Consider the following 21,981-nt stretch of genomic DNA (forward strand, 5'->3'; position numbering starts at 1 on the left):
GTGCGGACCTTCTCGGTGCACCGCGTCACCGGTGTGGCCGCACGGGAGGAGTGAGCCCCCGGGCGTCGGCTAGCGTCGTGGCCCGGACAGCGCCGCCCCCGCCGGGGGGGGGGGGGGGGGCGTCGCCGTGTCGTGCGGGTGGCGTCAGTAGGCGCCGCGACCGCGCAGGACCGCTCCGGCCGTCTTCCACAGGATCATGAAGTCGAACGTGAAGGACCAGTTCTCGACGTAGCGCACGTCCAGGCGCACCGACTCGTCCCAGTCCAGGTCCGAGCGGCCGTTGATCTGCCACAGACCCGTCAGGCCCGGCTTGACCAGCAGGCGCCGGCGCATGTCGTAGCCGTACTTGTCGACCTCGGCCTGCAGCGGCGGGCGCGGCCCGACCAGCGACATCTCCCCGCGCAGCACGTTGATGAGCTGCGGCAGCTCGTCCACGGAGTAGCGGCGCATGACGCGGCCCACGCGGGTGATGCGCGGGTCGACCTTCATCTTGAACAGCACGCCGTTGCCGTCGGTGGACTCGCGCAGGTCGATGAGCCGCTTCTCCGCGTCGGTGACCATCGAGCGGAACTTGAACATCGGGAAGAGCTTGCCGTCCTTGCCGACGCGCTGCTGCTTGAAGAAGACCGGCCCCTTGCTGTCGAGCTTGATGAGCACCGCCACGGCCAGCAGGAGCGGGCTGAGCAGCACCAGGGCCACGGCGGCGGCCGTGCGGTCGACGGTGGTCTTGGCCAGGCGGCGCACGCCGACCAGCTCGGGGCGCTCCACGTGCAGCAGCGGCAGGCCGCACACGGGCCGGATGGCCACGCGCGGGCCGATGACCTCGGTCAGGGCCGGGGCGACGACCATGTCCGCACGGGTGGCCTCCAGCTCCCAGCCCAGGCGCCGCAGAGCGGCACCGTCGAGCTCCGGGCAGGCGGTGACGGCCACGACGTCGGCGTCGACGCTGGTGACGGCGTGCCGCACCTCCTCCAGGCTGCCGATGACGGGGATGCCCAGCTCGGTCAGCTCGGCGTCGTCCACGGCGCTGCCCCGGCCGCCGGGCACGCAGGCGCCGACGATGCGCATGCCGTGGTAGGAGGCGCGGTGCAGCTGGCGGGCCATGCCGGCGACGGCGGCGCGGTGCCCCACCGCCACCACGGTCTGCCCGGCCTCGCCGCGGGTCCGGCGCTCGTGCAGGCGGCGGCGCACCGCGTACCGGACCACGAGGGTGAGCACGGTGGCGATCGGGAAGGCGACCACGACGTAGCCGCGGGCCACGTCCAGGCCGAAGGCCCACGAGGAGGTGCCGACGAGGGCCACGACGGCCAGCGCCGCCGACAGCACGCGGTGGAACTCCTCCGAGCCGACCCCCAGGAAGCGCGGTTCGTAGGTGCGGAAGGCCCCCATGGCCATCACCCAGATCACCGGCAGCAGCACGGCGCAGGCCACGACGGCGCGGCCGGAGGTGACCGCCAGGTCGACCGGGCGGCCGTTGAAGCGGGCGAAGAACCCCACGAAGGCGGCGAAGGCGGCGACGCCGGCGTCCAGCGCGATGATCTTCTGCACGTAGTTGCGCTGCCACGCAGGCGTGCGTTCGGGGAAGCCGATCGCGGTTCGCTGCTGCGGCACGAGCAGGCGCTCGCGCCTGACGGCGTCCGCCTGCTCGTCCGCGGGTGAAGTGCCCAGGAGCTGGTCCTCCAGCTCACCGGGAGCGGTCCTGGATCCGGGCGCGTCGCTGATGCTCAAAGTCCCCCCTGGACTCGATCGGATCGCCGGGGTTCACCGGCCTGGCCACGTGCGCGGTCACACCCCCATGGGACCGCGCGGCCCCGCACAGCGTAGGGGAACGCCACCCGGACGGTGCAAGGGTTGACGCGCCGCACACGCCCGGAACCACGCACGGCGCGGGGGGACGTCACCCGTTCGGGGCAACGCCCGCACCGGCCCGGCCCGGCCCGGCCCGGCCCGGCCCGGAGCCACCTGTCCGGCGGCCGGCTCACTCGACGAGCTCGGAGGCCTCCATCCAGACCTGCTCCAGCTCCTCGCGCTCGGCGGCGACCGCGCGCAGCCGCCCGTCCAGCTCGGTGACGGCGGCCAGGTCCGTGGCCCGCTCGGCCAGCTCGGCGTGCAGCCGCTCCTCGGTGCGGGCGAGCTTGTCCAGCTGCCGCTCCACGCGGGCCATCTCCTTGCGCGCGGCGCGCACCGCGGCACCGTCGGAGGCCGGGCGCTGCGCGGCACCGGCCGCCGCGCCCACCGGGGCGGCGGCCTGGGCCGCCTTGGCCGCGGCCCGCCGCTGCAGGTACTCCTCCACCCCGCCCGGCAGGTCGCGCACCGTGCCGTCGCCCAGCAGCGCCACCTGCCGGTCGGTGATCCGCTCGAGCAGGTAGCGGTCGTGGCTGACCACGACGAGGGTTCCCGGCCAGCCGTCCAGCAGGTCCTCGACCGCGGCGAGGGTGTCGGTGTCCAGGTCGTTGGTGGGCTCGTCCAGCAGCAGCACGTTGGGCTCGGCCATGAGCAGCCGCAGCAGCTGCAGGCGGCGGCGCTCACCGCCGGAGAGGTCGTCCACGCGGGTCCAGGCGCGCTGGGCGGTGAAGCCCAGGCGCTCCAGCAGCTGCCCGGCGGGCACGTCGCGGTCGCCCAGCCGCACGTGGCTGGCGACCTTGTCCACGGCTTCGAGGGCACGCAGCTCCCCGACCTCGTCGAGCTCGCGCACCTCCTGCGAGAGCGTGGCGACGACGACGGTCCTGCCGCGCTTGACCCGGCCCGCGTCCGGCTGCACCGTGCCGTTCACCAGCCCCAGCACGGTGGACTTGCCGGCGCCGTTGACGCCGACCACGCCGACGCGGTCGCCGGGACCCAGCCGCCAGGTCACGTGGTCCAGCAGCCGCTTGGGGCCGTAGGACAGCGACACGTCCTCGAGGTCGACGACGTCCTTGCCCAGCCGCGTGGTGGCCATGCGGGCCAGCTCGACGGAGTCGCGCAGCGGCGGCACGTCCTCGATGAGGGCGTTGGCGGCGTCGATGCGGAAGCGCGGCTTGCTCGTGCGGGCGGGTGCGCCGCGTCGCAGCCAGGCCAGCTCCTTGCGCAGCAGGTTCTGCCGGCGCTCCTCGGTGACGGCCGCGACGCGGGCGCGCTCGGCGCGGGTCAGCACGTAGGCGGCGTAGCCGCCGTCGTAGGGGTCGACGACCCCGTCGTGGACCTCCCAGACGCGTTCGCAGACGGCGTCGAGGAACCACCGGTCGTGGGTGACGACGAGCAGTGCGCCGGAGCCGGGGGCCCAGCGGGTGCGCAGGTGCTGGGCCAGCCAGGCCACGCCCTCGACGTCGAGGTGGTTGGTGGGCTCGTCGAGCACGAGGAGCTCGCCGGCCGGGTCGGCGGCCAGCAGGGCGGCCAGGCCGACGCGGCGGCGCTGGCCGCCCGACAGGGTGCCGACGGCGGTGTCCAGCCCCCCGACGTCGGAGGCGTCCAGGTCGCCCAGCAGGCCGGCCACGACGTCGCGCACGCGCGGCTGGGAGGCCCAGGCGTGCTCGGGCAGGTCGCCCAGGACGGCCTCGCGCACGGTGGTCGCCGGCGGCAGCGCGTCGGCCTGCGCGAGCATGCTCATGCGCAGACCACCGGTGTGGGTGACGCGGCCGCCGTCGGGCTCCTGCTCCTTGGCCAGCAGCCGCAGCAGGGTGGACTTGCCGTCGCCGTTGCGGCCGACGACGCCGATGCGGTCGCCCTCGGACACGCCGATCGAGACGCGGTCGAGCAGCGTGCGCGAGCCGTGCACGACGGTCAGGGCCTCGGCGCTGACCAGGTTGGCTGCGGGCACGGTGCTCCTCCAGGGGTGGGTCGGGCGGATCGGGCGGGGCGGACGGGGGGCCGCGGACGTCAGTGCGCGCGGACGGCTTCGAGCACGCGGGCGCCGGGCACGGGGCCGGTGGCGGTGCGCACCCGCTCGCCGAGGGCGGGGCGCAGGGCTGCGGCCAGGCGGCGGGCGTCCGGCGCGGAGGCGGCCAGCAGGGCGACGGTGGGCCCGGAGCCGGAGACGAGACCGGCCAGGGCTCCGGCCTCGGCCCCGGCGGCGAGGGTGCCGACCAGCTCGGGCGCCAGCGAGCAGGCGGCCTCCTGCAGGTCGTTGGCCAGGGCCGCCGCCAGCGCGGCCGGGTCCCCGGTGCGCAGCGCCGCCTCCACGGCCCGCAGCCGCTCACCGGCGTCGGCCTCGGGCACGGGCTCCCCCGAGACCTCCCGCAGCCGGTCGCACTCGGCGAACACCGCGGGGGTGGACAGCCCGCGGCCGGCGAGCACCAGCACCCAGTGGAAGGGGGCGGCGGTCAGCACGGGCACGAGGCGGTCGCCGCGGCCGGTGCCCACGGCGGTGCGCCCGTGCAGGCAGAAGGGGACGTCGGCACCCAGCTCGGCGGCCAGCTCCCCCAGCGCCTCCAGCCCCAGGTGCGTGCGCCACAGCGCGTCGCAGGCGACCAGGGCGGCGGCGGCGTCGGCGGACCCGCCGGCCATCCCGCCGGCCACGGGCACGCCCTTGCGCACGGTCAGGCGGGCGCCGCCGCGCACGCCGGCGCGCTCGGCCAGCAGCAGGGCGGCGCGCAGGGCGAGGTTGCGCTCGTCCAGCGGCACCCCGGTGACGTCGACGCCCCCGGCCCCCTCCACCTCGACGGAGAAGCCGTCGGCGGCGGTGGCGGTGACGTCCTCGGTCAGGTCCAGGGCCTGGAAGACCGTGACGAGGTCGTGGTAGCCGTCGTCGCGGCGCGGGCCGACCTCCAGCAGGAGGTTGACCTTGGCCGGGGCGCGGGCGGTGACGGCCACCTGCGCGGAGCTGCTGAGCACGGGGTCAGACCCTACGGCGTGCCGCCGACGGGCCGGTGCGCCGCGATCCGCGCGAAGGCGGCGACGTCCAGCTGCTCACCGCGCGCGGCGGGGTCGACCCCGGCGGCGCGCAGGGCCCGCTCGGCACCGGGCGCCGAGCCGGCCCAGCCGGCGAGGGCGGCGCGCAGGGTCTTGCGGCGCTGGGCGAAGGCGGCGTCCACGACGGCGAAGACCTCCTCGCGCGTGGCGGTGGTCCGCGGCGGGGGCTGGCGGGTGAAGGCGACCAGTCCGGAGTCCACGCGCGGCACCGGCCAGAAGACGGGCGGGGGGACCGCGCCGGCGCGACGGGCCTGCGCGTACCAGGCGGTCTTGACGCTCGGTATCCCGTAGGTGCGGCTGCCGGGGCCGGCCACGAGGCGGTCCGCGACCTCGGACTGGACCATGACCAGCCCGTGCCGCAGGGAGGGGAAGCGCGCCAGCATCGACAGCAGCACGGGCACGGCGACGTTGTAGGGCAGGTTCGCCACCAGCGCTGTGGGCGCCGGGCCGGGCAGGTCGGTGACGGTCACGGCGTCGGCCAGCACCACCTCCAGGCTGGTGCCGGGACGGGCGCGGGCGGCGACGGTGGCGGGCAGCTCCGCGGCCAGCACCGGGTCGATCTCCACGGCGACGACGCGGTCGACGACCTCCAGCAGGGCCAGGGTCAGCGAGCCGAGGCCCGGGCCGACCTCGACGACGACGTCGCCGGGCTCGAGGCCGGCCACCCGCACGATGCGGCGCACCGTGTTGGCGTCGACGACGAAGTTCTGCCCGAGGGTCTTCGTCGGCCGCACGCCCAGGCGCCCGGCGAGCTCGCGCACGTCGCCGGCGGTCAGCAGGGACACGCCGGCACCGTGGTCGCGCTGCTCGCCGGGACGCCCGGGCCGGTGGTGGTTCTCAGAGACGCTTGCCGCACACGGGCCATTGTCCGGCACCGGCGCGCTGGTAGAGCAGCTTGGCCCGGTAGGTCTGCTCGGAGGCCGAGGCCTGGCTGGGCAGGCCGCTGCCGCCCACGGAGCGCCAGGTGGCGACGCTGAACTGGTAGAGGCCGTGGTACTTGCCGCTGGCGGACACGATGCTCGGGTTGCCGCCGGACTCGCAGGCCGCCAGCGCGCTCCAGTTCAGCGAGTCGACGCCGCCGCCGACGGAGCCGCCGCCGGAGGAGGAGCTGCTCGCCGCGGGGGCGGGCGCCGGGGCGGGCTTGACCTTCGTGCCCACCTGCACGACCTCCTCGACGGGCTGCACGTCGACGGTCTCGCCCACGGCGTCGTGCGCGACCCGCACGCCGTCGCGGAAGACGTCGTCGAAGGTGACGGTCTTGGAGCCGTCCACGCCCTGCGCGACGACCTTCCGCTCGCCCTCGTACAGGGCGTCGGTGCGCTCGGTGCGGCTGCCGTGGGCGATCGCGACCTGCTCGGTGCTCTGGGAGCGGTCCACCCGCACGACCTGCACGCGCAGGTCGGGGGTGACGCGCGCCGCGGTGTCCACGGAGACCTCGTCGCCGGGGCGCACGCTCACGCCGGTCTCGGTGAGCAGGGCGGCGACGTCGGCGGCGGTGGTGGTGACCGGTCGCTCCTGGCCGTCGGCGACGACCACGACGTTCTTGGGGGTGACGACGTCCAGCGCGAGGCCGTCGCGGCCCAGCGCCTGGGAGCGCGAGGCGGACAGCCGGGCGCCGTCGGCTCGCACGTCGAGGTCGGCCAGGGCCTCGTCGACGGTGCGGGCGGTGGTCCAGTAGGTCTTCTGCTCGCCGTCGAGGGTGAGGGTGAGCTGGCGGCCGTAGCGCACGACGATGTCGGTGCCGTCGGCGACCTCGGTGCCGGCGGAGGGGGCGACGATGTCGTGGGGGCCGACCTCGATGCCCTCGGACTCCAGCACGTCGGCCACGGTGCCGCCGAAGACGCTCAGCTCGGTGCGGGCGCCGTCGGCGTCGAGGGTGACGTCCTTGTCGAGGGCGGTGAAGGCCGCGGTCCCGCCGACGACGGCGACGAGGGCGGTGCTCCCGACGGCGATCCGGACGGTGCGGGACGTGGCGGGGAGGAGGTTGCGCAACTGCACGAGGGATCCTTCGACGTGCTTCCCGGGCACGAGCTCGGGCGCGGGCCGGTGTGAGGGGGACCCCCGTCCCCCACGTCGGTCGTGGCGCCCGGCCTGCTCGATCCGGCCGACTCCGCGGGAACGTAACCGCGTCGAGACCACTTCGACAAGTTCCCGTGATCGCTCAAGCGTGATCACTCACAGTGATTTCGAGGGGCCGGCCGGTGGACGCCCCGTCACCCGCCGTCATCGCCGGTGCGGCGCAGCGGGTTCCAGAGCCCTCCGCGGACCCGCCGGGCCCCGTCGCGGGGCCCGGCGGTGTGAGGCAGCTCACCAGGGGCCGTAGACGTCCTCCGTGGTCGCGGCCAGCTGCGCGCACAGCTGCTCCAGGTCGGCACCGAGCACCTCCGCCATCGCCCGGACGGTCAGCGGCACGAGGTAGCCGGCGTTGGGCCGGCCCCGGTGCGGCACGGGCGTCAGGTAGGGCGCGTCGGTCTCCACCATGATCCGCTCGCGCGGCGCGGCGCGCAGGGCCTCGCGCAGCGGCTCGGCGTTCTTGAAGGTCACCGTCCCGGCGAAGGAGAGGTAGTAGCCGGCGTCGGCGCAGGTGCGCGCCATCGCCGCGTCACCGGAGAAGCAGTGGAACACCGTGCGCTCCGGCGCGCCCTCCTCCGCCAGCACGCGCAGGACCGCGTCGTGGGCGTCGCGGTCGTGGATCTGCAGCGCCAGGCCCAGCTCCTTGGCCATCGCGATGTGCGCCCGGAATGACTCCTCCTGCAGGTGCCACTGCTCCGGCGGGGTGCGGAAGAAGTCCAGACCCGTCTCCCCCACCACCCGCACGCGCGGGTGCCGCGCGAGCTCGCGCACCTCGTCCAGCGCAGCACCCAGCTCGCCGCGACCGGCGAGGGCGGGCACCTCGTTGGGGTGGATCGCCACCCCGCCCAGCAGCTCGGGGTGGCGGTCGACGGCCTCGACGGTCCAGCGGGCGGCGGGCAGGTCGCAGCCGATCTGCACCGAGCGGGGCACGCCCACCTCGGCGGCCGCCGCCAGCAGCTCGGCGACCTCCTCCGCGGTGGCCTCGAGGTCCAGGTGGGTGTGGTCGTCGGCCACCGGCACCGGCAGGGGCTCGGGTGCCGGTGGGCGCTCGCCGCGGCGGCTCACAGCTTCGAGCGGAGGCGCTCGGTCTCCTCCTCCACCACGGCCGCCACGTCCAGCTTGGTGAAGACGGGCTTCGGCGCGGCCACGGGCGTGCCGGGCACGACGGGGCGCGGGCCCCACTCCGGCAGCGTCGCCCCCTCCCCCGCCCCGCGGCGGTAGTCGCCGGTGAGGATCGGGTACGAGCGCGAGGGGTCGTCCAGGTCGGTGACCTCGCGCAGCTGCGGCATCGGCGAGACGGTGCCGGTGCCGCCGAGGGCCTCGTGCACGGCCTGCGCCGAGTGCGGCAGGAACGGCGACAGCAGCGTGCGGCAGTCCGAGACGGCCTGCGCGGTCACGTGCAGCACCGAGCGCATCCGCTCCGGGTCGGAGTTCTTGATCTTCCAGGGTTCCTGCTCGGTGAGGTACTTGTTCACCTCGCCGACCACGCGCATCGCCTCGGCGACCGCACCGCGCTGGCGGTGCGCCTCGATGAGCCCGCCGACGGTGCCGAAGCCGGCGGACGTGGTGGCCAGCAGCGCCCGGTCGGCGTCGGTGAGCTCACCGCGCTCGGGGATGGAACCGACGTTCTTGGCGATGAGGCTGGCGGTGCGGTTGACGAGGTTGCCCCAGCCGGCGACGAGCTCGGAGTTCGTGCGGGTCGCGAACTCCTGCCAGGTGAAGTCGGCGTCGTTGTTCTCCGGCCCGGCCGCGGAGATGAAGTACCGCAGCGCGTCCGGCTGGTAGCGGGCCAGTACGTCGCGCACGTAGATGACCACGCCGCGGCTGGAGGAGAACTGCTTGCCCTCCATGGTGAGGAACTCGCTGGCCACCACCTCGGTGGGCAGGTTCAGCGCGCCGAACGCGCCCGGTTCACCGCCCTTCGCGCCCTTCCCGTCGTGGGCCAGCAGCTCGGCGGGCCAGATCTGGGAGTGGAAGGTGATGTTGTCCTTGCCCATGAAGTAGTACGACTCGGCGGACGGGTCGGTCCACCAGGCGCGCCAGGCATCGGGGTCACCGGTGCGGCGAGCCCACTCCACCGACGCCGACAGGTAGCCGATGACGGCGTCGAACCACACGTACAGCCGCTTGGCGGGGTTGTCCTCCCAGCCGGCGAGCGGCACCGGGATGCCCCAGTCGATGTCGCGGGTCATCGCCCGCGGCTTGAGGTCCTGCAGCAGGTTCTGCGAGAACTTCAGCACGTTGGGCCGCCAGCGCCCCGCCTCCGCGCGCGTCTGCAGCCACGAACCCAGCGCGTCGGCGACGGCCGGCAGGTCGAGGTAGAAGTGCTCCGTCTCCACGAACAGGGGCGTCTCGCCGTTGATGCGGCTGCGGGGGTGCTTCAGCTCGATCGCGTCGAGCTGGTTGCCGCAGTTGTCGCACTGGTCGCCGCGGGCGCCGTCGAAGCCGCAGATCGGGCAGGTGCCCTCGACGTAGCGGTCCGGCAGCGTGCGCCCGGTCGAGGGCGAGATGGCCCCCATGCCCTTCTTCGCGACCATGTACCCGTTGCGGTGCACGGTGCGGAACATCTCCTGCACGACGGCGTGGTGGTTGCGCGTGGTCGTGCGGGTGAACAGGTCGTAGGCCAGGCCCAGGCCGTGCAGGTCCTCGGCGATGACGCGGTTGTAGCGGTCGGCCAGCTCCTGGGGGCTGACGCCCTCCTGCTCGGCCTGCACGAGGATCGGCGTGCCGTGCTCGTCGGTGCCCGAGACCATGAGGACGTCGTGACCCGCCATCCGCATGTACCGGCTGAACACGTCGGAGGGGACGCCGAAGCCGGCGACGTGGCCGATGTGGCGGGGGCCGTTGGCGTAGGGCCAGGCCACCGCGGACAGGACGTGGGTCATGGCCCGATCCTAGGGCGCCCTACCTCCAGTGCGGGGCCCGCGTGCGGCGCCGGGGGGTGCCGTCCCACTCGGTCAGCGGCGCCGACCACCACCACCAGTCCGGTTCGTGCTCGACCCCCTCCAGGGGGCGCCGGCCGGTGACGGCCAGCAGCACCGCCGCCGGGTCGGTCACCCCCAGGGCCGGTGCGGCCCACGGGAAGACGCGGCGCACGGTGCGCTCGCACACCGCGGCGGGCAGCTCCAGGTCCACCTGCAGGGCGCCCGCGGCGTCGCTGCCGTGCACGAGGACCTCGGTGACGGCCATGCCGCACCAGCCGGCGGCGTCGGCCAGCCCGCTGGGGTGCCAGGCCCGCCCGCCGCCCAGGCCCCGCACCACCTCGGCCAGCACCGCGGCGGCCCCGGCGACGTCGGCGAGCTGCTCGCCGGGCACGGCGGGGCGGCCCTCGCGCAGCGGGGGGCGCGGGCCGGTGGCGCGGGTCGCCACCAGGCCCGCGTACAGCAGGAGCGCGTCGGCCACGTGGCTGACGCAGCGCGCGGCGCTCCACCGGGTCGGGGCGGCGGGGCGCTCCCAGCGCTCGTCGTCGTCGGCGCGCGCAGCCAGCGGCGCGAGGGCCCGGGCGGCGGCCAGGACGTCACCGGGGTGCGGGTGCTGCTCGGAGGGGCCGGTCGCGGCGGGCTGGGTGGGCACTGCTCTCCCGGGGGTCGGGCCGGCGGGGGTGCGGTGCGAGGGTAGCGGTCGTGATCAACGGCCGGTGCGCGCTCGCCGGGCGCGTGTCGCACCGTGGCCGTAGCGTCTGGTCCGTGAGCGAGAACACCGGTGCGGACCAGGCCCCCGACCCGACGCAGAACGCCGAGAAGGACCCCGAGACGTGGGTCACCGGTGACGAGCCGATGACCGGCCCCCAGAAGAGCTACCTGCAGACCCTCGCCCGCGAGGCGGGCCGCGACCTGCCCGAGGACCTCACCAAGGCGCAGGCCTCCGAGCTCATCGACGAGCTGCAGGGGCAGACCGGCCGCGGGCAGTAGCGGCCGTGGCGCCCGCTGCGGCCCCCGCGCCCGGCGCGGGGGCGCGGCTGGCCTCGGTGACGGTCGACGCGGCCGACCCGCCGGCGCTGGCGCGCTGGTGGGCCCGCGCCCTGGACTGGCGCCCCGGCTACGCCGACGACCAGGAGGTGGACGTCGACCCGCCCGAGGGTGAGGCGGGCGTGCCGCTGGTGTTCGTGCCGGTGCGCGAGCCGAAGCGCGGCCCCAACCGCGTGCACCTGGACCTGGACACCTCCTCCCCCGCCGACCAGCGGCAGACGGTCGAGTTCCTGCTGGACAGCGGCGCGCGCCGCGCCGACGTGGGGCAGGGCCAGGTGCCGTGGGTGGTGCTGGCCGACCCGGAGGGCAACGAGTTCTGCGTCCTCGACCCGCGGCCGGAGTACGAGGGGTGCGGGCGCGTGGCGGCGATCGTCGTCCAGGCCCTGCGCCCGCAGGAGCTGGCGCAGTTCTGGGCGCCGCTGGCCGGCTGGCGCCAGACCCGGTGGGGCCCGTCGGTGGCGGCGCTGCGCGACGGCCGCCGCGGGCCGTACCTGGAGTTCGTGCGCACCACCACCCCGCACTCCGTGAAGAACCGCTGGCACCTGGACGTGCGCCCCACCTCCCCGCCGCCCGGGCAGGACCGGGTGGTGCGGGAGGCCCGGGCCGCCGGTGCCCGTCCCGTGGACGTCGGCCAGCACCCGCGGGTCAGCTGGGTGGTGCTGGCCGACCCGGAGGGCAACGAGTTCTGCGTGCTGTCCGGACGGGGCGGCTGATCCCCTGCCCCGTCAGGGGATCAGCAGGAGCTTGCCGGTGGTGCGCCGGGCCTCGAGGTCCTCGTGCGCGCCACGGGCCTGCTCCAGCGGGTAGGTGCCGTCGATCCGCACGTCCAGGCGCCCGTCCGCGACCCAGCCGAACAGCTCGTCGGTGCGCGCCAGCAGCTCGGCGCGGTCCTGCACGTACGACGCCAGGGTGGGCCGGGTCAGGAACAGCGAGCCGGCGGCGTTGAGGCGCTGCACGTCGAAGGGCGGCACCTGGCCGGACGAGCCGCCGTGGACGACGAGCAGGCCGCGCGGGCGCAGCGCGCTCAGGCTGTCGTCGAAGGTGTCCTTCCCGACGCCGTCGTAGACCACGTCCACACCCCGGCCGCCCGTGAGCTCCCGGGCCCGGGTGGCGGCGTCGGCGTAGCGCACGACCTCCTCGGCGCCGGCGGCGCGGGCCGGCTCGGCCTTCTCCTCGGTGGAGGTGGTGGCGAGCACCCGACCGCCACGCAGCCGCACGACCTGCGTCAGCAGCAGGCCCACCCCGCCGGCGGCCGCGTGCACGAGCGTCCAGGTGCCGTCGGTGACGCGGAAGGTGTCGGTGGCGAGGTAGTGCGCGGTCAGGCCCTGCAGCAGCACTGCCGCCGCGGTGCGGGCGTCCACGCCGTCCGGCACGGGCACCAGCTCGGCGGCGTCCACGAGCACCCGCTCGGCGTAGCTGCCCGGCCCCTCCTTCCACGCGACCGGCTGCCCGGGCTCGAACCCCTCGACGCCCGGCCCGGCGCTCAGCACGCGCCCGGCGCCCTCGCTGCCGAGCACCGCGGGCAGCTGCAGCGGGTACACCCCGCCGCGGCGGTAGGTGTCGACGTAGTTCACGCCGGCCGCCTCGACGGCCACGAGGACCTGCCCCGGGCCGGGTTCGGGCTCGGGCAGGTCGGCGACGGTGAGGACCTCGGGGCCGCCGGTGGCGGTGATCTGCACGGCTCGCACGCCGCGATCCTGCCCGACACCCGGGCGGGGCGTCAGCCGCCGGTGCTCTCCCGCACCACGAGGCGGTGCTCGGCGGTGAGGGCCCGCGGCGGGACGTCGAGACCGTCGAGCCGCTCGGCCAGCAGCGCCAGGGCCTGCTCGGCGACGGAGGTGCGGTCGATGGCGACGGTGGTGAGGGTGGGCGCGCAGAAGCGCGACTCCTCGACGTCGTCGACCCCGACGACCATGACGTCCTCGGGCACGCGGCGCCCCAGGCGGCGCAGGGCGTGCAGGGCACCGAAGGCGAGCAGGTCGTTGGCGGCGAAGATCGCGTCGACGTCCGGGCGGGCGGCCAGCAGCTCGACCGTGCCGTCGTGACCGTGCCCGCGCTCCCACTCGGGCGTCGGCTGCAGGAGCCGGGGGTCGACCTCGGCGCCGACCCGCTGCAGCGCCCTGCGGTAGCCGGCGACGCGCTGGGCGAGCACCGGGGAGCGCTCCGCGTCCTTGTCGCCGAGGAACGCGATGCGCCGGCGGCCGCGCTCGAGCAGGTGGGTGGTGGCCAGGTCCCCGATGGCGACGGAGTCGATGGTGACGCGGTCGGCGTCGGCGCCCTCGCCGTTCTCGCCGATGAGCACCGCCGGGGTCCGGTCGCGCCGCTCGGCGAGCACCCCGGTGGGGATGTTCAGGGGCACGAAGACCAGCCCGTCGACCATGCGCACCCCGAAGCCCTCGGCGGCCTCGCGCTCGCGGTCGGGGTCGGCGTCGGTCTGCTCGACGAGGAGGGTCAGCCCGCGCCTGCGGGCGGCGTCGACGAGGGCGCTGGTGAGCTCGCCGTAGTAGGGGCTGGTGACGTGCGGGATGGCCAGCGCGATCAGGCCGCTGCGGCCCTGGCGGAGCTGCCGCCCCATCCCGTTGGGCCGGTAGTCCAGTTGCTCGATGAAGGCGCGGACCCGCTCGCGCATCTCCGGGCGGACGTGCGGGTGGTCGTTGACGACGTTGGAGACCGTCTTGATCGAGACGCCGGCCGCCGCGGCGACGTCCTTCAGCGTCGTCGCTCGGGTCGCTGGCATGTGCCGATCGTGGCACACTCCGCGACCGCCCGAGCGGCTTGACCTGCGGTCGATGCCGTGGCACCTTCTCTTCCAACGTTGCAAGGAGGAGGTCGAGGGTGACCGCACCATCTCGCCGCGCGTTCCTGCGCGGCACCGCTCTGACTGCCGGACTGGCGGGCACGGGCGTCCTGAGCTCTTGCGCCACACCGCTGACGGCGGTGGGCACGGAGTCGTCCCTGCAGTACTGGAACTTCTTCGCCGGCGGCGACGGCCTGCGCATGATCGGTCTGGTCGACGCCTTCCGCGCCGAGCACCCCGAGGTCGACGTGACGGCCACGACGCTGGCGTGGGGCTCGCCGTACTACACCAAGCTCGCGATGGCCGCGGCCGGCGGGCGGCCGCCGGACGTGGCGTCCATGCACCTGTCGCGCCTGCCCACGTTCGCCGAGCACCTGCTGGAGCCGTTCGACCTGGACGAACTGGCAGGGCTGGGCATCACCGAGGCGGACTTCCCCGCCCCCCTGTGGCAGAAGGCCACCGTGAACGGGGACCTGTTCGCCGTCCCGCTGGACTCGCACCCCTTCGTCCTGTTCTACAACACGGACATCTGCGCGCAGGCCGGGTTGCTGGAGGCCGACGGGAGCCTGAAGCCCCTCACCAGCCCGCAGGACCTCATCGAGTTCGGCCGGCGCTGCGCCGAGGTCACCGGCGGCAACGGCATCGCCTACGCCGCCGCGGACGCCTTCGTGAACTGGATGCTGTTCTGGACGCTGTACAGCCAGAACGGCGGGACCCTGGAACTGCCCCCGGGCGGCACCGCGCAGTTCGACCGCGCCAAGATGGTCGAGGTCCTCACCTTCATGCAGGAGTTCACCGACGGCGAGGTCGTCTCGCAGACGGCGGACGCGGCCGGCGCCATCGCGGTGTTCGGCTCGAACCAGGCCGGCCTCCTGCTGACCGGCGAGTGGGAGGTCAGCACCTTCCTCACCACGGGCACCCCCTTCTCCATGCAGGAGTTCCCCCAGCTGTACGGCACCGCGGCGGTGCGCGGCGACGGCCACAGCTTCGTGCTCCCGCGCCAGCGCGACCTGGACGAGGAGAGCCGGCGCAACGCCTACCTCTTCGTCGCCTCGGCGCTGAACAACTCCCTCTCGTGGGGCGAGGGCGGGCACATCCCCGCCTACGGCCCGGTCAGCGAGTCCCAGGAGTACCTGGCGCTGACGCCGCAGTCCAACTACCGCGGGGCGGCCGAGAAGATCGCCTTCGACCCGGACGCGTACTTCTCCGGTTCGGGGTCCTCCCTCATGGGGCAGGCCGGCCAGGTCCTGGCCGCGCTGCACCTGCAGAGCATCACGCCCGACGAAGCCGTCGACCAGCTCGAGGCGTGGTTGAACAAGCAGCTCGCCACCCCGAGCCCGGTCTGAGGAGGACACCGACATGGCCACCACCACGACGACGTCCACCGTCTCGCCCGGGCCCGCCCGGCCGCTGGACGACCGCGTCCCCAAGAACAGCCTGACGACCAACCGGGGCGGGTTCTGGTTCGTCCTGCCGTTCCTCGTCGTCTACGCCCTCTTCACGATCATCCCCGTCCTGTACGGCCTGGGGATGAGCTTCTTCGACGTCAGCCTCGCGGGGAAGCCCGCCCAGTTCGTCGGGGTGGACAACTACGCCGAACTGCTCGGTGACTCCCAGGTGTGGCGCACGCTGGGCCACACCCTGCTGTTCACCGTCATGAGCACGATCCCGCTCGTCGTCGTCGCCCTGGGCATGGCGCTGCTGGTGCAGTCCGGCGTGCGCGGCCAGTGGCTGTGGCGCTTCTCGTTCTTCGCGCCGTTCCTGCTGCCGGTGGCCACGGTCGTGCTCATCTGGCAGTGGTTGTTCCAGAACGACCTGGGTTTCATCAACAACACGCTCGCGCAGTGGGGCCTGCCCACCGTGGGCTGGCTGACCGACCCGAACGTCGCCCTGCTGTCCACGGTGATCATCACGGTCTGGTGGACGGTGGGCTTCAACTTCCTGCTGTACCTGTCGGCGCTGCAGGCCATCCCGGAGTCGATCTACGAGGCGGCCGCCATCGACGGCGCCGGCCCGTTCCGCCGGCTGGTGTCCATGACGCTGCCGCTGCTGAGCCGCACGACCGGCCTGGTGGTCATCCTGCAGGTCCTGGCGTCGCTGAAGGTCTTCGACCAGATCTACATCCTGTGGGCCGGCGGCACCGGTGGCCCCGAGGGCGCAGCGGCACCGATCCTGCAGTACGTCTACGACTCCGGATTCGTGAACTACAGGCTGGGCTACGCCTCGGCGATCTCGTACTTCTTCTTCCTCCTCATCATCGCGGTGTCGCTGGGGCAGCTCTGGCTGACCAACCGTCGCAGCGCCAACCGGAAGGGACAGTGACCATGGCGACCCTCGCACCGTCGCGGGCGACGTCCGGCCGTCGCCCCTCCAGCCCGAGCGACTCGCGCGGGCCGAAGGCCCCGCTGGGGATCCGGGCCCTGCTCGTCACGGGCCTCGTCGTGGTCTCGCTGCTGTGGCTGGCCCCGCTGCTGTGGGCGCTGGACACCTCCCTCAAGCCCGAGGCGGAGACCACCGCGGTCCCGCCGCAGTGGATCCCCGAGTCCGGGTTCACGCTGGACGCCTACCGGTCCGTCCTGGGCAGCGACGACCTCATCACCTGGTTCGTCAACTCCACGGTGGTCGCGATCGCCGTGACGGTCCTGACCGTGACCGTCTCGGCGCTGGCCGCCTACGGGTTCTCCCGCACCTCCTTCCGCGGCAAGAACTTCCTGCTGGCCCTGACCGTGGCCGGCATCATGGTGCCGCCGCAGATCCTCATCGTGCCGCTGTACAAGCAGCTCATCGTGATGGGCATGGTGGACACCTACTGGGGCATCATCCTGCCGCAGCTGGTCGCACCGGCCATGGTGTTCATCCTGAAGAAGTTCTTCGACGGCGTGCCGAAGGAGCTCGAGGAGGCCGCCCGCGTGGACGGCGCCGGCACCTTCCGCATCTTCTGGCAGATCATCATGCCGCTGTCGCGCTCCATCATCGCGGCGGTCGCGATCTTCGTGTTCATCGGCGCCTGGAACAACTTCCTGTGGCCGTTGATCGTGACCTCGGACCCGAACCTCATGACCCTGCCGGTCGGCCTGGTCACGGTGCAGAGCACCTTCGGCATCCGCTACGCGCAGGTCATGGCCTCGGCCATCCTGGCGGGCCTGCCCCTCATCATCGTGTTCATGCTGTTCCAGCGGCAGATCATCAAGGGCGTCGCCACCACCGGCCTCGGCGGCCAGTGACACCCTGACCGGGACGGGCGTGCGGCAGCGACCGCGCGCCCTTCCCTGCGTTCCACCCCACCACCCCGCACGACAGCCCCAGGAAGGACCCCCGTGCGCAACGCCCGCCTCACCCTCGACCCCGCCTTCACCGTCGGCCCCGTCCCGCACCGACTGTTCGGCTCCTTCGTGGAGCACATGGGCCGCTGCGTGTACACCGGCATCTTCGAGCCGGACCACCCCACCGCCGACGAGGACGGCCTGCGCGGCGACGTCCTGGAGCTGACGAAGCAGCTCGCCCCCACCGTCGTGCGCTACCCCGGCGGCAACTTCGTCTCCGGCTTCGACTGGGAGGACTCCGTCGGCCCGCGCGAGGAGCGCCCCCGGCGCATCGACCGCGCGTGGCGCTCGGTGGAGACGAACCAGTTCGGCCTGGCCGAGTTCGACTCCTGGGCCCGCAAGGTCGGCACCGAGACGATGATGGCCGTCAACCTCGGAACCCGCGGCCTGCAGGACGCCTGCAACCTGCTCGAGTACACGAACCTGAACTCCGGCACGAAGTACTCCGACCTGCGCGTCGCGCACGGCACCAAGGACCCGCTGGACATCAAGCTGTGGTGCCTGGGCAACGAGCTGGACGGGCCCTGGCAGACCGGCCACAAGACGGCGCACGAGTACGGCCGGCTGGCCGCCGAGACCGGCATGGCGATGCGCTCCATCGACCCGGACATCGAATTGGTTGCCGTCGGCTCCTCCAGCCGCTCGATGCCGACGTTCGGCGAGTGGGAGTCCACCGTCCTGGACCTCTCGTACCACGCGGTCGACTACATCTCCTGCCACGCCTACTACGAGGAGAAGGACGGCGACGCCGCCAGCTTCCTCGCCTCGGCGGTCGACATGGACCTGTTTATCGACCAGGTCGTCGCCACCGCCGATGCGGTGCGCGCCAAGGGCAAGCACAACAAGCGCATCAACATCTCCTTCGACGAGTGGAACGTCTGGTACCAGTCGCGCCCCCACCACGCCCCCGGCGTGCAGCCCTGGGACGTCGCCCCGCGCGTCATCGAGGACGAGTACTCCATCACCGACGCCGTCGTCGTCGGTACCCTGCTGAACTCGCTGCTGCGCCACGCCGACCGGGTCACCATCGGCGCGCAGGCGCAGCTGGTCAACGTCATCGGCCTGCTGCGCAGCGAGGCGGGCGGGGAGGCGTGGAAGCAGACCATCGCCCACCCGTTCGAGCAGATGCGCCACCTGGCCACCGGCGACGTGCTGCGGGTCGCGACGACGTCCGACAAGTACGAGACCGACAAGTTCGGCGACGTCGACGTCGTGGACGCCAGCGCCACCTGGAACGACGACACCTCCACCGTGTCGCTGTTCCTGGTCAACCGCGACCAGTCCGAGGCGGCCTCCGTGGAGGTCTCCCTGCGCGGCTTCGACGTCTCGAAGGTCGTCAACGCCAAGGTGCTGGCAGCCACCGAGGGCCAGGACCGGCACACCACCAACGCGACCGGTTCGCACGACCAGGTCGGCCTGCGCCCCCTGCAGGACGTCTCGATCGTCGACGGCGTGGCGACCGTGGTGCTGCCGCCGCTGTCGTGGGCGGTCGTGCAGGTCGCCAAGGCCTGAACCACCCGGCTGCGCACCCGCAGCCCACCCACCACGGCCTCCCCGCGCACCCGCGGGGAGGCCGTGGTGCGTCCAGCGCCCGGCGGGGCAGCATGGTGCCCGTGGGCACCTACCGGTACGTCGCTCTCGGGGACTCCTTCACCGAGGGCATGGTCGACGAGCGCCCCGGCGGTGGGTACCGGGGCTGGGCGGACCGCCTGGCCGAGCACCTGGCCGCGGCGGGCGAGGAGGACGGGACGGTCGTGGAGTACGCCAACCTCGCGGTGCGCGGGCGGCTGCTGCCGCGCATCGTGGCCGAGCAGGTGCCGCGGGCGCTGGACCTGCGCCCGGACCTGGTCAGCCTGGTCGGCGGCGGCAACGACCTGCTGCGCCCGCGGGCGGACCCGGACGCGCTGGCGCAGGTGCTGGACGACGCGGTGCGGCGGCTGCGGGCCGGCGGCGCCGCCGTCCTGCTCGCGACGAGCACCGACCCGGCGGCCGCTCCGCTGCTGCGGCGCACCCGCGGCGCCGTGGGGGTCCTCAACGCGCACGTGTGGTCGATCGCGCAGCGGCACGGGTGCGCGGTGCTGGACCTGTGGGGCCTGCGGGCGGTGGCGGACCGCCGCTGCTGGGGCGAGGACCGCATCCACATGACCGCGGAGGGCCACCGGCGCGCGGCGCTGGCGGCCCTGGACGCGCTGGGGCGGCCGGTGCCGGCCGGGCTGAGCGCCGCGGAGCGGGACTACCGCACCCCGCTGCCGGTCGCCGTGCCGGTGCCCCGGCGCGAGGCGCTGGCCGCGGACCTGCGCTGGAGCAGGGTGCACCTGCTGCCGTGGGTTCGGCGCCGGCTGCGGCGCACCTCCTCGGGGGCCGAGCGCACCGGCAAGCTGCCCGAGCCGGTGCCCGTCCTGCGCCCGGGGGCGGCCGCGCGCGGGGGCCAGGGGGTCAGAGCAGCAGCTCCCCCGGCGCGGTGACCGGGCGCCACAGCGGCACGACGTCACCGGCGGCCGAGGCGGCGGGCACGAGGGAGGGCATGCGGTCGGCGGCCACGAGCGGCCCCAGGTCCAGGGCGGTCAGCTCGGCCACGTCGGCGACGGGCACCTGGAAGGTGCGGAACGCGCCCAGCTCGGGCACGCGCTGCGCGGCGGCCTCCGAGCGCACGACCTCCTCGACCAGGGGCGTCTGGTCCAGGACGAAACCCGCCGAGGCCAGCGCGGGGCCGTCGTCCAGCAGGTAGCCGGCGACCTTGAAGAACCGCCGCGGCACCCGCACGCCGCGGTACTCGGGGTCGTCGTCGGCGAACACCGGGCCGGTGACGACGACGAGGCGGGCGTCGTGCTCGCGGGCGTGGGTCAGGACGTGGTCCTCCAGCCCCAGCCACAGCTCCAGCGACTGGTTGAACCCGGCGGCCTGCGGGGCGGCGTTGGCGTAGCTGAAGGTGTCGGAGTTCGCCCGGCGCGCCTCGGCCAGCGAGCCCCACACGGGGTCGCGGCGGCGCACGAGGTGACCGCGGTCGAAGTCGTTGCGCGCGTAGAGCTCCGCTCCGGCCTGCTCGTCGGGACCCACGCGGGGGTCGAGGAACCAGCGGTCGCCGCCGCGGTCCACGTCACGCAGCGCCGCGCCGTCGACGGCGACGACGGTGGCCGCTGCGAGCCGCCGGTCCGGGCGCAGGACGACGGAGAAGTGCGTGTACGGCAGCACGACGACGTCGGTGCCGTCGGTGGGCAGCGGCACCGGAACCCGCGGCCCGGGCGCCAGGAAACCGGGGTCGTACCCGGCCCTGCCGGACAGGTCCTCGGCGGCGGCCTCCGCCACGGGCGTCCAGGTCATGGACCCACCCTGCACCCGGCCACCGACACGGGGGCGACGCCACGGGCGACGCCGGGGGGCGGGTGGGTGACGGGCGGGTGTCGCGCGGGTGGAGCGGCAGTTCCCCGCCGCCGGCTCTTGTGCCGGAGCACCACGGAGTGGTCGCATGTCCCGGCCACAGCATTTCCACAGGGAACGACCTCTGGAGTCGCCTTGCTCACCTCGACCCGCCCCCCGCGCGCTCAGCGCCGCCCGCGCGTCCTCGGCCTCGCGCTCGCCGGGACCCTCGCCCTCACCGGTTTCGCCGGGCTGGCCTCCGGCGCCGGCGCCGCGGCCGCACCGGACGCCGGCACCGGCCAGCTCCCGGGCCCACCGGTGGCCGGCGGCCTGCGCACCGGTTTCGAGCTCTCCGGCGGCGCGACCTGGACGACGCTGGAGCAGGAGCAGCAGTTCCTGCAGGCGCTGGACGCCGCCAGCGAGCGCCTGAGCGTCACCGAGGTCGGCCGCACCGCTCAGGACCGCCCGCTGCAGCTGGTCGCTGTGGGCGACCCCGCACCGGCGTCCGCCGAGGCGATTGCCTTCGGCAGCTCGGTGCTGTTCAGCTGCACCCAGCACGGCGACGAGCCCAGCGGCCGCGAGGCCTGCCTGTCCCTGGCTCGCGACCTGGCAGCCACCACGGACCCGGCCACGGCGGAGTTCCTGCGGAGCACGACGGTGCTGTTCGTGCCGACCGTCAACCCCGACGGGGTGGCGGCGGGTACGCGGGAGAACTCCCAGGGCCTGGACGTCAACCGCGACCACCTGCGGCTGGAGACCGCGGAGGCGCAGGTCCTCGCGCAGCTGCAGCGCGACCTGCGCCCCGACGTCCTGCACGACCTGCACGAGTACGGCCCCACGCCGGGAACCTACGACCGCGACCTGATCGCGCTGTGGCCGCGCAACCGGAACGTCGACGCGCGGGTGCACGACCTGTCCCAGCAGCTCACCGAGGAGCACGTGCTGCCGGCGGTGGCGGCCGGCGGGAACTCCACCGGGATCTACGGTTACCGCTACGACGCGGCCGGGAACGTCGTGGCACAGCGCGCCGGTGACGGCCAGGAACGCATCCTGCGCAACACCGCGGGGCTGCGGCACAGCCTGGGGATCCTGGTGGAGGCCAGCAACGCGCCGGCGAACCCGCTGGAGGAGGCGAACCCCGCGCTGCTGAACCTGCGGCGCGTGGACACGCAGGTCACCGCCGCCCGGGCGACGCTCGGGATGGTCGCCGAGCGCCGGGCGGAGATCGCCGACGCCACGGCGGCCTCGGCGGCCCGCAACGCGCTGGAGCGGGCGACGCTGTCGTTCGCCGGTGCCGACAACGTGCTGCCCGACCCCGACGAGGTGGACCTGGCCCCGCCGTGCGGGTACCGCCTGAGCGCGCAGCAGGCCGCGGACGCGGCTCAGACGCTGGCGCTGCAGGGGATCCGCACGGAGGCCCAGCCCGACGGGACGGTGTTCGTGCCGGCCGCGCAGGAGTCGCGCGACCTGGTGCACCTGCTGCTGGACGAGCGGGCGCAGTACGGCCTCACGGTCGGCGAGGCGGTCGCCTGCGAGTGACGGCGGGGGTTCCCCGGCCGCACCGCCGGTGCGGCCG

General features: G+C 74.4%; 19 protein-coding genes. 8 read left to right on the forward strand and 11 right to left on the reverse strand.

Annotated features, from left to right (window positions below; all coding sequences use genetic code 11):
* Window positions 1-144: 144 nt before the first annotated feature.
* The 8 genes from ACRYR8_RS17245 to ACRYR8_RS17280 all read right to left on the reverse strand — a co-directional run bounded on the left by ACRYR8_RS17245 (window position 145) and on the right by ACRYR8_RS17280 (window position 10,533).
* Window positions 145-1,611, reverse strand: a complete 1,467-nt coding sequence (locus tag ACRYR8_RS17245; protein WP_432483553.1) for a sugar transferase — start codon at window positions 1,609-1,611, stop codon at window positions 145-147.
* Window positions 1,612-1,978: 367 nt separating this feature from the next.
* Entirely contained in the window at window positions 1,979-3,796 is a 1,818-nt protein-coding gene (locus ACRYR8_RS17250) for an ABC-F family ATP-binding cassette domain-containing protein (protein WP_432483366.1), read from the reverse strand.
* A gap of 59 nt (window positions 3,797-3,855) precedes the next feature.
* Window positions 3,856-4,809 (reverse strand): 4-(cytidine 5'-diphospho)-2-C-methyl-D-erythritol kinase, encoded by a 954-nt coding sequence (locus ACRYR8_RS17255; RefSeq protein ID WP_432483368.1) that lies wholly within the window; start codon window positions 4,807-4,809, stop codon window positions 3,856-3,858.
* Window positions 4,810-4,820: 11 nt separating this feature from the next.
* Window positions 4,821-5,672 (reverse strand): 16S rRNA (adenine(1518)-N(6)/adenine(1519)-N(6))-dimethyltransferase RsmA, encoded by an 852-nt coding sequence (gene rsmA, locus ACRYR8_RS17260; protein ID WP_432483370.1) that lies wholly within the window; start codon window positions 5,670-5,672, stop codon window positions 4,821-4,823.
* Window positions 5,673-5,724: 52 nt separating this feature from the next.
* The gene (locus tag ACRYR8_RS17265; protein ID WP_432483372.1) at window positions 5,725-6,885 is read right to left on the reverse strand and encodes a resuscitation-promoting factor; all 1,161 of its coding nucleotides are present in this window, start codon (window positions 6,883-6,885) and stop codon (window positions 5,725-5,727) included.
* A gap of 309 nt (window positions 6,886-7,194) precedes the next feature.
* Window positions 7,195-8,025: a TatD family hydrolase gene (locus ACRYR8_RS17270; protein ID WP_432483374.1), complete on the reverse strand. Its 831-nt coding sequence runs from the start codon at window positions 8,023-8,025 to the stop codon at window positions 7,195-7,197.
* Complete coding sequence (gene metG / locus ACRYR8_RS17275; protein WP_432483376.1) at window positions 8,022-9,845, reverse strand: methionine--tRNA ligase; 1,824 nt, start codon at window positions 9,843-9,845, stop codon at window positions 8,022-8,024. Before metG ends, ACRYR8_RS17270 begins: the two co-directional genes overlap by 4 nt.
* A 19-nt stretch (window positions 9,846-9,864) precedes the next feature.
* Window positions 9,865-10,533, reverse strand: a complete 669-nt coding sequence (locus ACRYR8_RS17280; protein ID WP_432483378.1) for a maleylpyruvate isomerase N-terminal domain-containing protein — start codon at window positions 10,531-10,533, stop codon at window positions 9,865-9,867.
* Window positions 10,534-10,646: 113 nt separating this feature from the next.
* Between ACRYR8_RS17280 and ACRYR8_RS17285 the strand changes: the two genes are divergently transcribed.
* Both ACRYR8_RS17285 and ACRYR8_RS17290 read left to right on the forward strand, forming a co-directional pair.
* Complete coding sequence (locus tag ACRYR8_RS17285) at window positions 10,647-10,871, forward strand: DUF3072 domain-containing protein (protein ID WP_432483380.1); 225 nt, start codon at window positions 10,647-10,649, stop codon at window positions 10,869-10,871.
* Between the two features lie 5 nt (window positions 10,872-10,876).
* Window positions 10,877-11,641, forward strand: coding sequence for a VOC family protein (locus ACRYR8_RS17290; RefSeq protein WP_432483382.1), 765 nt, complete (start codon window positions 10,877-10,879; stop codon window positions 11,639-11,641).
* Window positions 11,642-11,653: 12 nt separating this feature from the next.
* Here ACRYR8_RS17290 and ACRYR8_RS17295 read toward each other — a convergent pair whose 3' ends face one another.
* Both ACRYR8_RS17295 and ACRYR8_RS17300 read right to left on the reverse strand, forming a co-directional pair.
* Window positions 11,654-12,616 (reverse strand): quinone oxidoreductase family protein, encoded by a 963-nt coding sequence (locus ACRYR8_RS17295; RefSeq protein ID WP_432483384.1) that lies wholly within the window; start codon window positions 12,614-12,616, stop codon window positions 11,654-11,656.
* Window positions 12,617-12,648: 32 nt separating this feature from the next.
* Window positions 12,649-13,665, reverse strand: a complete 1,017-nt coding sequence (locus tag ACRYR8_RS17300; protein WP_432483386.1) for a LacI family DNA-binding transcriptional regulator — start codon at window positions 13,663-13,665, stop codon at window positions 12,649-12,651.
* A 98-nt stretch (window positions 13,666-13,763) separates the two neighbouring features.
* Between ACRYR8_RS17300 and ACRYR8_RS17305 the strand changes: the two genes are divergently transcribed.
* The 5 genes from ACRYR8_RS17305 (at window position 13,764) to ACRYR8_RS17325 (ending at window position 19,513) form a co-directional block, all read left to right on the forward strand.
* Window positions 13,764-15,071 (forward strand): extracellular solute-binding protein, encoded by a 1,308-nt coding sequence (locus ACRYR8_RS17305; protein WP_432483388.1) that lies wholly within the window; start codon window positions 13,764-13,766, stop codon window positions 15,069-15,071.
* A gap of 13 nt (window positions 15,072-15,084) precedes the next feature.
* Window positions 15,085-16,047 (forward strand): carbohydrate ABC transporter permease, encoded by a 963-nt coding sequence (locus tag ACRYR8_RS17310; RefSeq protein ID WP_432483390.1) that lies wholly within the window; start codon window positions 15,085-15,087, stop codon window positions 16,045-16,047.
* A gap of 2 nt (window positions 16,048-16,049) precedes the next feature.
* Entirely contained in the window at window positions 16,050-16,949 is a 900-nt protein-coding gene (locus tag ACRYR8_RS17315; protein ID WP_432483392.1) for a carbohydrate ABC transporter permease, read from the forward strand.
* A 93-nt stretch (window positions 16,950-17,042) separates the two neighbouring features.
* Window positions 17,043-18,560 (forward strand): arabinosylfuranosidase ArfA, encoded by a 1,518-nt coding sequence (gene arfA, locus ACRYR8_RS17320; RefSeq protein ID WP_432483394.1) that lies wholly within the window; start codon window positions 17,043-17,045, stop codon window positions 18,558-18,560.
* Window positions 18,561-18,652: 92 nt separating this feature from the next.
* Window positions 18,653-19,513, forward strand: coding sequence for an SGNH/GDSL hydrolase family protein (locus ACRYR8_RS17325; RefSeq protein ID WP_432483396.1), 861 nt, complete (start codon window positions 18,653-18,655; stop codon window positions 19,511-19,513).
* On the opposite strand, the gene ACRYR8_RS17330 is transcribed toward ACRYR8_RS17325, so the two are convergent.
* On the reverse strand, window positions 19,485-20,369 hold the full coding sequence (locus ACRYR8_RS17330; RefSeq protein ID WP_432483398.1) for a DNA/RNA non-specific endonuclease: 885 nt from the start codon (window positions 20,367-20,369) through the stop codon (window positions 19,485-19,487). The two genes, ACRYR8_RS17325 and ACRYR8_RS17330, sit on opposite strands and share 29 nt — an antisense overlap.
* A gap of 192 nt (window positions 20,370-20,561) precedes the next feature.
* On the opposite strand from ACRYR8_RS17330, the gene ACRYR8_RS17335 reads away from it, so the two are divergent.
* The gene (locus ACRYR8_RS17335) at window positions 20,562-21,944 is read left to right on the forward strand and encodes a M14 family zinc carboxypeptidase (protein WP_432483400.1); all 1,383 of its coding nucleotides are present in this window, start codon (window positions 20,562-20,564) and stop codon (window positions 21,942-21,944) included.
* Window positions 21,945-21,981: the final 37 nt, after the last annotated feature.

The sequence above is a fragment of the Kineococcus esterisolvens genome (assembly GCF_050871405.1).
Taxonomy (GTDB): Bacteria; Actinomycetota; Actinomycetes; order Actinomycetales; family Kineococcaceae; genus Kineococcus.